The sequence below is a fragment of the Pseudocitrobacter faecalis genome (assembly GCF_965231525.1).
GTDB lineage: Bacteria > Pseudomonadota > Gammaproteobacteria > Enterobacterales > Enterobacteriaceae > Pseudocitrobacter > Pseudocitrobacter faecalis.
On sequence record NZ_CBDDNJ010000002.1, the window covers coordinates 2,738,648 to 2,754,076 of the forward strand.

Genomic DNA, 15,429 nt, shown 5'->3' on the forward strand with positions numbered 1-15,429 from the left:
CGCTTCATTGTGTACATCCCGCCGTCAAAATGCCAGTCCCTTCGACTGGCATTTTTCTTTTACTCGCGTGCCAGCGCATCCACCGGATCAAGCCGGGCCGCGTTGCGAGCCGGTAACCAGCCAAACAGCACGCCGGTGAGCGTCGAACAGATAAACGCCGTAAGCAGCGCGACGGGCGAAAAACCAATTTCCCAGCCCGGCAAAATCAACTGCAGCGCCAGCGCTATCATTAAGGATAGCGTCACACCTAACGCCCCGCCTACCAGACACACCAAAACGGCTTCAATCAAAAATTGTTGCAGCACATTGCTGGCCCGCGCACCCACCGCCATACGAATACCGATTTCGCGCGTTCGCTCGGTCACCGACACCAGCATAATATTCATCACGCCTATACCACCCACCACCAGCGAGATGACCGCCACCAGTGTCAGAAACAGCTGTAATGTATGTGTGGTGCGTTCCGCCGTTTTCAAGACGCTGTCCATATTCCAGACGAAGAAATCTTTTTTCCCATGACGCAAACTGAGCAGGCGCGTGAGTTGTTGTTCGGCAAAACTGCTGTCATAGCCCTCTTTTACGCGTACCGTGATGGAATTAAGCCACGATTGCCCCATAACGCGCCCCGCCATCGTTGAATAAGGCAGCCAGACGCGTAAGATTGTGCTGCTGCCAAACATCGACTGTTTCTCATCCGCCACGCCAATTACCGTGGCAGGCATATTCCCCACCAGAATAATTTCACCCACCACGCTGGTTTTATTCGGGAAAAGCTGGCGGCGGGTGTTGTTATCGAGCACCACCACCTGCGCACGCTCAGCGGCCTGAATCGCGTTAAAGGTGTTGCCTTCGCTGAAGGTCATACCGTAGACGTTAAAATATTGCTGGCCAATCCCCTGCACGCTTGCAGCCACATCAATATTGCCCGCGCGCAACCGTAGGTTTTTAGAAACAGCGGGCGTGGCAGAACTCACCCACGACTGTTTTTCAATCGCCAGCAGGTCGTCGTATTTCAACGATTGTTGATACTGCGGGTCGTCGTCGCCAAAGTCTTTCCCCGGATACACATCAATCGTGTTGGTACCGATAGAACGGATATCCGCCAGCACCATCTGCTTTGCCGCATCCCCCACCACCACAATCGACACCACCGAGGCAATACCGATAATAATGCCGAGCATGGTTAATAGCGTGCGCATTTTATTGGCCGCCAGGGCGCGCCACGCCATCGACAGCGCTTCGCGAAAACTGTTGCTGAATTGCCGCCAGCCGGAGACGTGTTCACCGTTCAGGCGTCGCGCTTCGCCCGTCGCCGCTTTGGCCGGTGGATTACGTAAAATTTCGCCGTCATGAATTTCGATCACTCGCTCGGCCTGCGCGGCCACCTGCGGATCGTGGGTGACGATAATAATCGTGTGCCCCTGCTCTTTGAGCTGGTGCAGAATTGCCATCACCTCTTCGCCGGAACGGCTATCCAGCGCGCCGGTCGGTTCATCCGCGAGGATCACCTGCCCGCCGTTCATCAACGCACGCGCAATACTCACGCGCTGCTGCTGACCGCCGGAAAGCTGTGAAGGCGCGTAATCGACGCGCTCTTCAAGTCCGAGGCGCTTAAGCAGTTCCGCCGCGCGCACCAGACGAGCTTTACGCTCCATACCTGCGTACACCGCCGGCACTTCCACGTTTTGCACCGCCGTCAAATGCGAGAGCAAATGATAACGCTGGAAGATAAAACCAAAGTGTTCACGCCGCAGTTGTGCCAGCGCGTCGCTATCGAGTGTGGCAACATCAACGCCCGCAACGCGGTAGGTACCACTGGTCGGTTTATCGAGGCAGCCGATGATATTCATCAACGTGGACTTACCGGATCCAGATGCGCCGACAATCGCCACCATCTCCCCGGCGTTGATCTCCAGCGTAATGCCTTTCAGGACTTCGACACTTCCGTCACCGGAAGGATAACTACGGCGAATGTCCGTGAGCTGCAGCAGCGCCGTCATTTCGCGGCTCCCGCTTTGCCCTCGCCAATAATCACTTCGTCACCAGCTTCCAGACCTTTTGCGATTTCCACTTCCGTGTCATTGCGCGAACCAATGGACACTTCGCGCGGTTTCACCTCCCCGTTACGCAGCAGGCGCACGGTATAGCGGTTATCGCCCACGCTGTCGCCCAGCGCACTCAACGGAATGGTCAGCACGTTCTTCACGCCGGTGAGCTGAATATGTACCTGCGCCGTCATATCAAGACGCAATACACCTTGCGGGTTAGGCACTTCAAAACGTGCATGATAGAAAATGGCATCGTTCACTTTTTCCGGTGTCGGCAGGATATCTTTCAGCGTCCCTTCGTAGCGCGTCAGGGGATCGCCAAGAACGGTAAACCAGGCTTTCTGCCCCGGCTTCAGATGGATGACATCGGCTTCAGAGACCTGCGCTTTCACCAGCATGGTGCTGAGATCCGCCAGCGTCAGAATGTTTGGCGCCTGCTGTGCGGCGATCACGGTCTGCCCTTGCAGGGTGGTAATCTGCGTCACTTCCCCGGCCATTGGTGCTACGATCCGCGTATAGTCGAGGTTGGTTTTTGCCGTATCGAGCGAGGCCTGATTACGTTTGATTTGGGCATCAATCGTGCCGATTTGCGCCTGTTTAACAGCAAGCTCAGTCGTCGCGGTATCCAGATCCTGGCGTGAAATGGCCTGGGTTTTCGCCAGTTGCTGTTGACGCGCCAGCGTCACCTGCGCCAGTTTACGTTCCGCTTCCGCCTGAGCGCGTTGCGCGCGCAGTTCCATCAGCGTGGCTTCCACTTCTTTAATCTGGTTTTCGGCCTGCTCCGGGTCAATCACCCCAAGCAGTTGCCCTTTTTTAACTTTATCGCCAATCTCAACGGAGAGCGTTTTTAACTGCCCGCTCACCTGCGCACCGACGTCAACTTTACGCAGTGCATCAAGCTTACCGGTCGCCAGCACGCTCTGTTCCAGCTCGCCCGGGCGAACAATCAACGTTTGATACTGCGGTAACGGCGCATTCAGCGTGCGCCAAATAGCAATCAGCCCCGCGATGACCACCACCGCGAGCAGCACATATCGTTTTTTTATTTTTCCCTTAATACGCATACCTATCCTGATATTTTTCGTTGTTTCAGCCAGAGTGAGAGCATCAACATCAACCGTTACTAAACAAACAAGTAAAGGTGAACAGGGTAACAGAGTTATTGAGAATTGGTTAAGTTTGCCAGTGGTGAAATCAACGCATCATCCATTACGCGGATTGCTGATATGTTGCAAACCACTGAAAACTCCCATTACCCGACGCTGCCCACCTCCAGCGTTGGCCTGTTCTTCTGCTTATGGAGCGGGCTGTGGCGCCCCGGTAAATTCTGGCATCAGCGCAGCTTTCGTAGAAAGTTTATGCTGCGTTCGCTATGGATGCCGCGTTTATCCCGCCAGTGGATGGCTGAAATGGCAAAATGGCCCGACCTCGAACGCCTGCTGTTAATTCAGCCGCGCCTGCCCGTCCGCCTGCATCGTCCTTATCTGGCCGTTAATCTTGATCGCCAACAGTTGCTGGATGCGCTGCGCTATCACTACCGCACGCTGCGCCAGGCGCTGACCACGGATGAGCTACAGCGTTACTTCGCCTGTGCAGGCATTCCGCTGGCTGAGATCGAAGGCAAAGAAGGCGAAATCTATACCCTGCATTTTGCGTCCGTTATCTCGCTGGATAAAGAGGGTGAAAGCACGATTCTGCTGCGTAACGCGCGTAATGAGATGCTGGCGGAAATCACTTTTACCATTTGCGAATATGACGGTAAACGCACACTGTTTATTGGCGGCTTGCAGGGCGGGAAAACCGAGCAGTCACAGCAGGATATTCATCAGGCGACCAAAGCCTGTCACGGCCTGTTTCCAAAACGCGTGGTGATGGAAGCGGTATGCAGCTTTGCCCAGCGCTGGCAGATGGAGCAAATTCTGGCAGTCAGCAATCAGGCGCATATCTACCGCAGCCTGCGTTATCGCGATAAAGAAAAAAAGATCCACGCGGATTATGACAATTTCTGGGAAGCCGTTGGCGGCGTGAATGATGAGCGCGGTTATTACCATCTACCGCTCTCCGTCGCCCGTAAAGACGAAGCGGATATCGCCAGTAAAAAACGCGCGGAATATCGCCGCCGTTACGCGCTGCTGGACAGCATCACCCGCCAGATCCAACAGCGCTTCAATGTTTAGTCGGCTTTACCGCGCGCCAGCCAGATAACGCGCGAGAACATTTTACGCAGCAGCGTCGGTACGGCGTCCACGCCGCGCCGCCCTGCTTCCATCGCCACCTCAATGGCCAGATCGGGTTTTGAGGAGCGATGAATCGCTTTCGTTATTACCCGGCGCATATTCATGGGAATATTCTCCGGCAGTTGCGCCACCCGATGGTAGACATCAGAGAACCCCTGACGGTACATAAAGTGTTCCATATCCAGCGCCGGAAGTGCTGTCAGGTAGTGACGCTCCTGCTCTCTGTCATTATTGAGCAGGCTGCGCACGGTCGCGGCGTATTTCTTACCTGCCTCATCGCCATCCACCAGCACGTGCCACTCAATTCCCATTCTCCGGGCAAATTTAATCAGTGGCTTCAGGCCGGACTGGGCAAACTCGATGACTTTTACCCCTTCGGCGTCAAAATGATGACCACACTGGCGCGCCAGTTCATTAATGACCCAGGTTTCGGTTTCGCCCTCCACCAGCAGCCAACAGCGAGCAAACAACGACGACGCGCGATTAAAGCGAATGTGGAACGAAATGCGGCGACTGTCGTCGGGGTTCATGCCGCCCGGCCCTAAACGCCACGCCGCCACACGGGAGGATTCACGCACCAGACGACAAACGTGCTCCATCGGCGTCAGCGATAACAGCTCACCAGAGTTGGTGGTGGTCACGCGCTGAAGCGGCAGCAGATTGAGTAAATTCCACGCGACAGACAGCATAATCGGGTGTAAGCGCGTTTCCGGATCTTCAATTAACAGCAACGGTCGGGCGTCTTTATCAAGGCGTACGGTGCCTTTTGCCTGCAATAACGTGGAAAAGAGCGCAAGAAGGATCATCCGGTGGCTGCGCGCGCCGGGTTTATCAATCATGCGGTTGATGATATCGAGATAACGCCAGCTGCGCTGTTCATCGTGGGAACGCTGACGCATCAGGCGATGACGCGCTTCATCTGAGCCTTGTTCAGAGAAGTAGTGTTCCAGCAGTTGCACCATCGCCGACAGCCCCTGACGAATCTGCGCATCGCTCAGATTTTGCGGGCTGGAAACCAGCTCGCGGGAGAGAAAATCAAGCTGTTGTGCGGTCACTTCGACGTCTGGCGTGTTGGGCACGGTGCCGTTGCGAATGCGGCGCATAAAGCGCGCGTCACGCAGGCGGAGCACGGGCATCAGGCGGATCAAATGACGCGCCATCGCGTCGATATCGTCCAGTTCCAGCGCATGCCCGTTGCTGTCGATAAAGCTGCGCAGGGTCATGACGCTGTCATCTGCGCCCAGCTCACCTTCCAGACGGTAAAACAGACGATGATAACCATCTTCCCCGCGCGACCAGCAATCGGCCAGGGGACGATAGCGCCGCCCGCGGTACCGCCCTGGCTCAGATTCGCGGAAGGTCAGAATAATATGCAGATGGTGCTCACGCCCCTTCACATCACCCGGCGGGAACCAAAAATCGTTGCGTACAAAGTGATAGAGCTCATCACGAGGAGATAACAGCAGGGTTAACGCGTCCAGCAGGCTCGATTTGCCCCAGGCGTTCTCGCCAATCAGGACGTTGTTTTGCTCCAGCATTAATGACAATCGATTAATGCCACGAAAACCGACAATTTCTACGCGTTCAAGAAGCATGTCCCCTCCGTTTAGCTACCGCCTTTTCCTTCTGTTATCGGCAGTATATACGCAAAAACATTCAAGTTGCGTCAAGCCGTTAAGAGAGTGCGGCATTGATACGAATCCGGACAGCTCAGGGAGGAGATGAAGCTGTTTGCCATTAGCACAAAAATGGAATAACAAACAGATAATGCTACCAATGAATATTCTTAAAAGAATGCACTACACTCTATTTAACCAACCAGATTGTTTAAGGAATAACATCACATTGCCTTACATCAAATTTAACGTATAAATTTAACTGGTGAAGGGATGACAACGTTTTTAAAATAACGACTTCTATACTCAGCTTTATTCTGTTGGCATTGCGGTGATTTTGTTCACTTACCCTGCCAGCGGTTATGCCGTGGGTATAAATTGTGTCGTCACCCCTTTCTGACGATAAATAATGTACAGAGAGAATTTACTCATCCTGTACGTGCTTTTTTATTGAGGTGGTTATGTTTAGAAAATTAGCTGCAGAGTTCTTCGGTACTTTCTGGCTGGTGTTTGGTGGTTGCGGTAGCGCCGTTCTGGCTGCGGCATTCCCGGAACTGGGTATCGGTTTCGCGGGCGTGGCGCTGGCATTCGGTCTGACCGTACTGACCATGGCGTTCGCTGTCGGTCACATCTCCGGCGGTCATTTTAACCCGGCTGTGACACTGGGCCTGTGGGCGGGCGGTCGTTTCCCGGCGAAAGATGTTATCGGTTATATCGTCGCTCAGGTTATTGGCGGTATCGTCGCAGCGGCAGTGCTGTATCTGGTTGCCAGCGGTAAAGCAGGCTTCGATGCGGCAGCCAGCGGCTTCGCGTCTAACGGCTATGGCGAACATTCACCGGGCGGCTTCTCTATGCTTTCCGCTATCGTCATTGAAATCGTGCTGACCTGTGGCTTCCTGCTGGTTATCCACGGCGCGACCGACAAACACGCTCCGGCAGGTTTTGCACCAATCGCTATCGGTCTGGCGCTTACCCTTATCCACCTGATCAGCATCCCGGTTACCAATACGTCTGTTAACCCGGCGCGTAGCACCGCGGTCGCTATCTTCCAGGGCGGCTGGGCACTGCAGCAGCTGTGGCTGTTCTGGGTTATGCCGATTATCGGCGGTATCCTCGGTGGCCTCATCTACCGTACTCTGCTGGAAAAACGCGACTAATTTACGCTTTGTTCTTGCCGGATGCGGCGTAAACACCTTATCCGGCCTACAAAATAGTGCAAATTCAATATATTGCAGAAACTTTGTAGGCCTGATAAGCATAGCGCATCAGGCAATGTTACGTTTGTTATCAGTCTCAAAGCCCGCTAAGCGGGCTTTTTTGTGTCGGATGGCGCTGCGCCACCGGGCAGGTTTGATATTTCATGCCAATTTGGGTAGTGTCATTGCCGCTCAATACACACTGCAAGGAATACGCCGCTCATGTTGTCGGGACTGCTAATCATTCTCGTACCCCTGATTCTGGGTTACCTGATCCCCCTCACCCATCGCCCCACGCTTCAGCTGATTAATCGACTGCTTAGCTGGATTGTTTACGTGATCCTCTTTTTGATGGGCGTGAGCCTGGCATTTCTTGATAATCTGGCCAGCAATCTGTTGGCTATTTTCTACTATTCCTCTATCAGTATTGTGGTTATTTTGCTGTGTAATATTGCAGCACTTTTCTGGCTCGAAAAATCTCTGCCCTGGCGTCATCATCATCAGCAGGAAAAATTGCCTTCGCGCCTGGCAATGGCGCTGGAATCATTAAAACTGTGCTTTGTGGTAGTTGGTGGTTTTGTCCTGGGTTTAACTGGCCTCTCATTTTTACAACACGCGACTGCCGCCAGCGAATATACGCTTATTTTCCTTTTATTCCTTGTGGGTATTCAGCTGCGCAACAGCGGCATGACGCTAAAACAGATTGTACTCAATCGCCGTGGGATGATTATTTCCGTGGTGGTGATGGCAAGTTCGTTAATTGGCGGAGTGATTAATTCCCTGATCCTCGGACTGCCATTAAAAACCGGACTGGCGATGGCGTCCGGGTTCGGCTGGTACTCGCTCTCCGGCATCATGACCACCGATGCTTTTGGCCCGGTGATTGGTAGCGCCACTTTCTTTAACGATCTGGCGCGCGAACTCATTGCCATTATGCTGATTCCGGCGCTGGTGCAGCGCAGCCGTTCTACGGCACTGGGTTTGTGCGGTGCCACGTCGATGGATTTCACCCTGCCCGTTCTTCAGCGCTCCGGCGGCGTGGAGATGGTGCCACCGGCCATCGTTCACGGCTTTGTATTGAGCCTGTTGGTTCCCCTGCTAATGGCCTTTTTCACCGCCTGATTACCCCCATGGCGGTAGCCTTCGCTGCCGCCAAAATTGCGCTAAATCAACCTCCCTTTAACTAGCCATAAAAACCGCTTTTCAAGCATATGGCACAGGCTTACCCTTAAACATGTATATTAAATATAACTTTAAAAGGTATGACCATGTTCTGTGTGCAATGTGAACAAACCATCCGTACTCCGGCAGGAAACGGCTGCGCGTACTCGCAGGGGATGTGCGGTAAAACCGCCGAAACATCCGATCTTCAGGATCTGTTGATTGCCGCTCTGCAAGGGCTCTCCGCCTGGGCGGTGAAAGCGCGTGAATACGGCATTATCGATCATGCGATTGATAACTTTGCGCCACGTGCATTTTTCTCTACGCTGACCAACGTCAACTTCGATTCTCCGCGTATCGTTAGCTACGCGCGTGACGCTATCGCCCTGCGTGAAGCATTGAAAACCCAATGCCTGGCCGTTGATGCCCACGCGAGCGTGAATAACCCGATGGCCGACCTGCATCTGGTCAGCGATGATTTAGGCGCACTGCAGCAGCAGGCCGCTGAATTTACCCCGAACAAAGACAAAGCAGCGATTGGCGAGAACATCCTCGGCCTGCGTCTGCTGTGCCTGTACGGCCTGAAAGGCGCGGCCGCTTATATGGAGCACGCGCACGTTCTCGGTCAGTACGATAACGACATCTACGCGCAGTATCACAAAATCATGGCGTGGCTGGGCACCTGGCCTTCCGATATGAACGCTCTGCTGGAGTGCTCAATGGAAATCGGCCAGATGAACTTCAAAGTAATGAGTATTCTGGATGCCGGTGAAACCACCAAATATGGTCACCCAACGCCGACTCAGGTGAACGTGAAAGCAACCGAAGGGAAATGTATTCTGATTTCCGGTCACGACCTGAAAGATCTCTACAACTTACTGGAACAAACCGAAGGCACCGGCGTTAACGTCTATACCCACGGTGAAATGCTGCCGGCACACGGTTACCCGGAACTGCGTAAATTCAAACATCTGGTCGGCAACTACGGTAGCGGCTGGCAGAACCAGCAGGTTGAATTCGCCCGCTTCCCGGGCCCTATCGTGATGACCTCAAACTGCATCATCGACCCGACCGTTGGCGCATACGACGACCGTATCTGGACCCGCAGCATTGTCGGCTGGCCGGGCGTGAGCCACCTCGAAGGCGACAACTTCGGCCCGGTTATCGCCCAGGCGCAGCAAATGGCGGGCTTCCCGTACAGCGAAATCCCGCATCTGATCACCGTTGGTTTTGGCCGTCAGACACTGCTGGGCGCAGCGGATACCCTGATTGATCTGGTCAGCCGCGAAAAACTGCGTCACATCTTCCTGGTCGGCGGTTGCGACGGTGCGCGTGGTGAACGTAACTACTTCACCGATTTCGCCACCAGCGTCCCGGACGATTGCCTGATCCTGACCCTGGCCTGCGGTAAATACCGTTTCAACAAACTGGAGTTCGGCGATATCGAAGGCCTGCCGCGTCTGGTGGATGCCGGTCAGTGTAACGATGCGTACTCCGCGATTATTCTGGCGGTGACGCTGGCAGAAAAACTGGGCTGTGGTGTTAACGACCTGCCGCTCTCTCTGGTGCTCTCCTGGTTCGAGCAAAAAGCGATCGTTATCCTGCTGACTCTGCTGTCCCTCGGTGTGAAAAACATCGTCACCGGGCCAACTGCGCCGGGCTTCTTCACCCCGGATCTGCTGGCAATCCTCAACGAGAAATTTGGTCTGCGTTCCGTGACCACCGTTGAGGAAGACATGAAGCAGTTGCTGAGCGCGTAAGGAGTAAACGATGACAATGCCAACCCCTCAATGTCCGTGGCGGATGCAGGTACACCACATCCATCAGGAAACGCCGGATGTGTGGACGCTGTCACTGCTGTGTCACGACTACTATCCGTACCGCCCTGGCCAGCATGCGCTGGTGAGCGTGGGTAACTCTGCAGATACCCTGCGCGCCTATACCCTCTCATCGACGCCGGGTGTCAGCGAATACATTACGCTGACCGTTCGTCGTATCGACGATGGTGCGGGCTCTCAGTGGCTGACCCGCGATGTCAAACGCGGCGATTACATCTGGCTGTCTGATGCGATGGGCGAGTTTACCTGTGACAATGAGCCGAACGACCGTTTCCTGCTGCTGGCAGCCGGTTGCGGGGTGACGCCGATCATTTCGATGCGTCGCTGGTTGGCAAAATATCGCCCGCAGGCTGACGTGCAGGTTATCTTCAACATTCGCTCACCGCAGGATGTGATTTTCGCTGACGAATGGCGCAACTATCCGGTCACGCTGGTCGCAGAAAACAACGCCACCCACGGTTTTGTCTCTGGCCGTTTAAGCCGCGAGCTGCTGCAAAGCGTGCCTGATATTGCCGCGCGCACCGTGATGACCTGCGGCCCCGCGCCGTACATGGACATGGTGGAGAAAGAAGTGAAAGCGCTCGGCGTAACTCGCTTCTTCAAAGAGAAGTTCTTTACGCCGGTGGCCGACGCCGTTAACAGCGGATTGAAATTTACCAAACTGCAACCGGCGCAGGAATTCTACGGCCCGGTAGGCACGACGCTGCTGGAGGCGATGGAAAGCAACAAAGTGCCGGTTCAGGCCGCTTGTCGTGCAGGCGTGTGCGGTTGCTGCAAAACCAAAGTGGTGTCTGGCGATTACACCGTCACCAGCACCATGACGCTAAGCGAACAGGAAATCGCCGACGGCTACGTACTGGCCTGCTCCTGCCATCCGCAGGGTGATTTAGTGCTGGCATAAACGCCTGAAACAACCAAAACCGAAACGGTCATCGGAAACGATGACCGTTTTTTTATGCATTGACATAAAACCATACAAATCAAAGGGAAAATAAAAAGCACAACCGTTATCTTCGACTAAACTTGTTAGCGATATCACATTTCAGGAGATGGAAAACCATGAAGCAAACCGTTGCCGCTTATATCGCTAAAACCCTTGAACAAGCTGGCGTTAAACGCATCTGGGGCGTCACCGGAGACTCGTTAAATGGCCTGAGTGACAGCCTCAACAGAATGGGCACCATTGACTGGATGCCCACGCGCCACGAAGAAGTGGCCGCCTTTGCCGCAGGCGCAGAAGCACAGCTCACCGGTGAACTTGCCGTTTGTGCGGGCTCGTGCGGGCCAGGCAACCTGCATTTAATCAACGGCTTGTTTGATTGCCATCGCAACCACGTGCCGGTGCTGGCAATAGCAGCCCATATTCCGTCGAGCGAAATCGGTAGCGGCTATTTCCAGGAAACGCACCCGCAGGAGTTGTTCCGCGAATGCAGTCATTACTGCGAACTGGTTTCGTCACCCGAACAAATTCCGCAGGTGCTGGCGATTGCCATGCGCAAAGCAGTGCTCAATCGCGGCGTATCGGTGGTTGTGCTTCCAGGCGACGTGGCACTGAAAGCCGCGCCGGAAAGCGCCAGCAGCCACTGGTATCACGCCCCGCTTCCGGTAGTGACACCCGCCGAAGAAGAACTTGATAAACTGGCGCAACTGTTGCGCTACTCCAGCAACATCGCCTTCCTGTGCGGCAGCGGTTGTGCCGGGGCGCATAAAGAGCTGGTGGAATTTGCCGCTAAACTGAAAGCACCGATTGTTCATGCCCTGCGCGGCAAAGAACACGTCGAATACGACAACCCTTACGATGTGGGCATGACCGGGCTGATTGGCTTCTCGTCGGGCTTCCACGCGATGATGAACGCCGATACGCTAATCCTGCTCGGCACACAGTTCCCATATCGCCCGTTCTACCCCACGGATGCCAAAATTATCCAGATTGATATCAACCCCGCCAGCATTGGCGCGCACAGTAAGGTCGATATGGCGCTGGTCGGCGATATCAAATCGACACTTCGCGCCCTGCTGCCAAAACTGGAAGAGAAAACCGATCGCCGCTTTCTCGATAAAGCGCTGGAGCACTATCGCGATGCGCGCAAGGGACTGGATGACCTCGCCAAACCCAGCGATAAAGCCATTCACCCGCAATATCTGGCGCAGCAAATCAGCCATTTCGCTGCTGATGATGCCATCTTCACCTGCGATGTCGGCACGCCAACCGTTTGGGCCGCGCGTTATCTGAAAATGAACGGCAAACGCCGCCTGCTCGGCTCGTTTAACCACGGTTCGATGGCGAATGCCATGCCGCAGGCGCTGGGCGCACAGGCCACTCACCCTGGCCGCCAGGTGGTGGCAATGTGCGGTGACGGCGGCTTCAGCATGCTGATGGGGGATTTTCTCTCGGTTGTGCAGATGAAACTGCCGCTGAAAATCTTCGTCTTTAACAACAGCGTACTGGGCTTTGTGGCGATGGAGATGAAAGCCGGGGGTTATCTGACGGACGGCACCGACCTGCACGACACCAACTTCGCGCGGATTGCCGAAGCGTGCGGCATCACAGGGATCCGCGTAGAGAAGTCCGCTGACGTCGATGAGGCCATTCAAAAAGCCTTCAGTATTGACGGCCCGGTGCTGGTGGATGTGGTGGTCGCCAAAGAAGAGCTGGCGATGCCACCGCAAATCAAACTGGAGCAGGCCAAAGGGTTCAGCCTCTATATGCTGCGCGCCATCATTAACGGGCGCGGCGATGAAGTGATGGAACTGGCGAAAACCAACTGGCTAAGGTAAAACATCTGACATTCTCCCCGGTTACAAGGAAATGTCATGATCGATTTACGCAGTGATACCGTTACCCGACCGAGTCGCGCCATGCTCGAAGAGATGATGGCCGCCCCGGTTGGGGATGACGTTTATGGCGACGATCCTACCGTCAACGAGCTCCAGCGCTACGCTGCCAGCCTTGCCGGTAAAGACGCCGCCCTCTTTTTACCCACTGGCACCCAGGCCAACCTGGTTGCCCTCTTAAGCCACTGTGAACGCGGCGAGGAGTATATCGTCGGCCAGGGTGCGCATAATTATCTGTATGAAGCGGGCGGGGCTGCGGTGCTGGGCAGTATTCAGCCGCAGCCGATTGACGCAGCTGTGGACGGCACGCTGCCACTCGATAAAGTCGCGGCTAAAATTAAAGCTGACGATATTCACTTTGCGCGTACCAAACTGCTGAGCATTGAAAACACCCATAACGGCAAAGTGTTGCCGCGAGACTATCTCCGTCAGGCGTGGGAATTCACCCGCGAGCGCAAGCTGGGGCTGCATGTCGATGGCGCGCGCATTTTCAACGCCGTGGTGGAATACGGCTGTGAACTGAAAGAGATTGCGCAATATTGTGATTCGTTCACTATTTGTCTCTCGAAAGGTCTCGGCACGCCTGTCGGTTCTTTGCTCGTCGGCAGTCATGATTACATCAAGCGCGCGACACGCTGGCGCAAAATGACCGGCGGCGGAATGCGTCAGGCCGGGATTCTGGCAGCCGCCGGGCTCTATGCGCTGAAAAACAACGTCGCGCGTTTGCAGGATGACCACGACAACGCCGCGTGGCTGGCGACACAACTGCGTGAAATCGGTGCGGACGTCATGCGTCATGACACTAACATGCTGTTTGTTCGCGTAGGTGATGAGCAGGCTGCCGCGCTGGGCGCATTTATGCGTGAACGTGATGTGCTGATCAACGCCTCGCCGGTAGTGCGTCTGGTGACGCATCTCGACGTCAGCCGCGAGCAGCTCAGCGACGTGGTCAGCCACTGGAAAGCGTTTTTAGCCCAATAAGGAGAGTGACGTGCCGCATACCGTTTTAGTCCTCGGTGCCAGTGGGTACATCGGCCAGCATCTGGTGGCGGAACTGAGCGCGCGCGGACATACCGTGCGGGCTGCGGCGCGGCACATTGACCGTCTGGAAAAGCAGCAGCTTCCCGGCGTAACCTGTCATTCACTCGATCTTGAGTGGCCGGTTTCCCTCCCCGCCCTGCTTGAAGGCGTAGAGACGCTCTATTATCTGGTGCACGGCATGGGTGAGAGCCGCGATTTTCTCGCCCATGAACGACAGGTGGCGCTGAATGTGCGCGATGCGCTTCGCCAGGTTCCGGTCAAACAGATTATCTTTTTAAGCTCATTGCAGGCTCCCGCACATGAACAATCGGAACACCTGCGCGCCCGTCAGGCCACCGGAGATATTCTGCGGGAAGCGGGCATTCCGCTCACCGAACTGCGGGCGGGGATCATTGTCGGTGCGGGATCTGCCGCTTTCGAAGTGATGCGCGATATGGTTTACAACCTGCCCGTTCTCACACCGCCGCGCTGGGTTCGATCGCGCACCACGCCAATTGCCCTCGAAAACCTGCTGGTGTATCTGGCGGGGCTGCTGGAATATCCAGCCTCAGAGCATCGCGTCTTTGAAGCAGCGGGCCCGGAAGAACTTACCTATCAACAGCAGTTTGAGCACTTTATGGCGGTGAGCGGTCGACATCGCCCCTTGATCCCTATCCCTTTCCCGACAAGCTGGATCTCGGTGTGGTTCTTAAATGTGATCACCTCTGTGCCGCCGACAATTGCAAAAGCGCTGATCCAGGGCTTAAAGCACGATCTTCTCGCAGACGATCGCGAACTGCGCGCGCTGATCCCGCAAAAATTGATTACGTTTGATGAAGCCGTACGCCAGACGCTGGAAGAAGAAAAGAAGCTGGTGAACTCCAGCGACTGGGGCTACGACGAACACGCGTTTGCCCGCTGGCGGCCCGAATACGGCTATTTCGCCAAACAGGCGGGTTATACGGTAAAAACCCCGGCAAGCCTGGCGGCACTGTGGCAGGTGGTGAATCGACTGGGCGGTCGCGAAGGCTATTTCTTTGGCAATATTCTGTGGAAAACGCGTGCCGCGATGGATTTGCTGGTGGGGCATAAACTGGCGAAAGGCCGCCCGGCGCACGCGCGGCTGAAAACGGGCGACAGTGTTGATAGCTGGAAAGTGATTATCGTCGAGCCGGAGAAACAACTCTCACTGCTGTTTGGTATGAAAGCGCCCGGTCTGGGCCGACTCAGTTTCACCCTCGTCGATAAAGGCGACCATCGTGAACTTGACGTTCGCGCCTGGTGGCATCCACACGGTATGCCAGGATTACTCTACTGGCTGTTAATGATCCCCGCGCATCTGTTCATTTTTCGCGGTATGGCGCGGCGAATTGCCAGGCTTGCAGAAGAAATCACGGGCAAAAAAGAGGCATAAGCTCATTTCTTCTTAGTTTCCCATTGCATGAGAGTGAAATTCACGGAAAAATGCGCACGAAATT

The 15,429-nt window shown here is 55.0% G+C and carries 11 protein-coding genes; 8 read left to right on the forward strand and 3 right to left on the reverse strand.

The window, feature by feature from the left end; translation table 11 throughout:
- Window positions 1-59: 59 nt before the first annotated feature.
- Entirely contained in the window at window positions 60-2,000 is a 1,941-nt protein-coding gene (macB, locus tag ACOXYR_RS13675) for a macrolide ABC transporter ATP-binding protein/permease MacB (RefSeq protein WP_113857385.1), read from the reverse strand.
- On the reverse strand, window positions 1,997-3,112 hold the full coding sequence (gene macA / locus ACOXYR_RS13680) for a macrolide transporter subunit MacA (RefSeq protein ID WP_108474615.1): 1,116 nt from the start codon (window positions 3,110-3,112) through the stop codon (window positions 1,997-1,999). The genes macB and macA overlap by 4 nt, the downstream gene beginning before the upstream one ends.
- Window positions 3,113-3,274: 162 nt before the next feature.
- Between macA and ACOXYR_RS13685 the strand changes: the two genes are divergently transcribed.
- Window positions 3,275-4,225 (forward strand): VirK/YbjX family protein, encoded by a 951-nt coding sequence (locus tag ACOXYR_RS13685; RefSeq protein WP_108474680.1) that lies wholly within the window; start codon window positions 3,275-3,277, stop codon window positions 4,223-4,225.
- On the opposite strand, the gene ACOXYR_RS13690 is transcribed toward ACOXYR_RS13685, so the two are convergent.
- On the reverse strand, window positions 4,222-5,880 hold the full coding sequence (locus ACOXYR_RS13690) for an ATP-dependent endonuclease (protein ID WP_108474616.1): 1,659 nt from the start codon (window positions 5,878-5,880) through the stop codon (window positions 4,222-4,224). The genes ACOXYR_RS13685 and ACOXYR_RS13690 overlap by 4 nt on opposite strands.
- Before the next feature lie 482 nt (window positions 5,881-6,362).
- On the opposite strand from ACOXYR_RS13690, the gene aqpZ reads away from it, so the two are divergent.
- The 7 genes from aqpZ (at window position 6,363) to ACOXYR_RS13725 (ending at window position 15,365) form a co-directional block, all read left to right on the forward strand.
- Window positions 6,363-7,058: an aquaporin Z gene (aqpZ, locus tag ACOXYR_RS13695; protein WP_015965127.1), complete on the forward strand. Its 696-nt coding sequence runs from the start codon at window positions 6,363-6,365 to the stop codon at window positions 7,056-7,058.
- A 261-nt stretch (window positions 7,059-7,319) separates the two neighbouring features.
- Window positions 7,320-8,219, forward strand: a complete 900-nt coding sequence (locus ACOXYR_RS13700) for a LysO family transporter (protein WP_421355575.1) — start codon at window positions 7,320-7,322, stop codon at window positions 8,217-8,219.
- 146 nt (window positions 8,220-8,365) lie between these two features.
- Entirely contained in the window at window positions 8,366-10,018 is a 1,653-nt protein-coding gene (gene hcp / locus ACOXYR_RS13705; RefSeq protein ID WP_421355576.1) for a hydroxylamine reductase, read from the forward strand.
- Between the two features lie 10 nt (window positions 10,019-10,028).
- Entirely contained in the window at window positions 10,029-10,997 is a 969-nt protein-coding gene (hcr, locus tag ACOXYR_RS13710) for an NADH oxidoreductase (protein ID WP_421355577.1), read from the forward strand.
- A 158-nt stretch (window positions 10,998-11,155) separates the two neighbouring features.
- Complete coding sequence (gene poxB / locus ACOXYR_RS13715; protein WP_421355578.1) at window positions 11,156-12,874, forward strand: ubiquinone-dependent pyruvate dehydrogenase; 1,719 nt, start codon at window positions 11,156-11,158, stop codon at window positions 12,872-12,874.
- 36 nt (window positions 12,875-12,910) lie between these two features.
- Window positions 12,911-13,912, forward strand: a complete 1,002-nt coding sequence (gene ltaE, locus ACOXYR_RS13720) for a low-specificity L-threonine aldolase (protein ID WP_421355579.1) — start codon at window positions 12,911-12,913, stop codon at window positions 13,910-13,912.
- A gap of 10 nt (window positions 13,913-13,922) precedes the next feature.
- On the forward strand, window positions 13,923-15,365 hold the full coding sequence (locus tag ACOXYR_RS13725) for an SDR family oxidoreductase (protein ID WP_108474621.1): 1,443 nt from the start codon (window positions 13,923-13,925) through the stop codon (window positions 15,363-15,365).
- The last annotated feature ends 64 nt before the right edge of the window (window positions 15,366-15,429 follow it).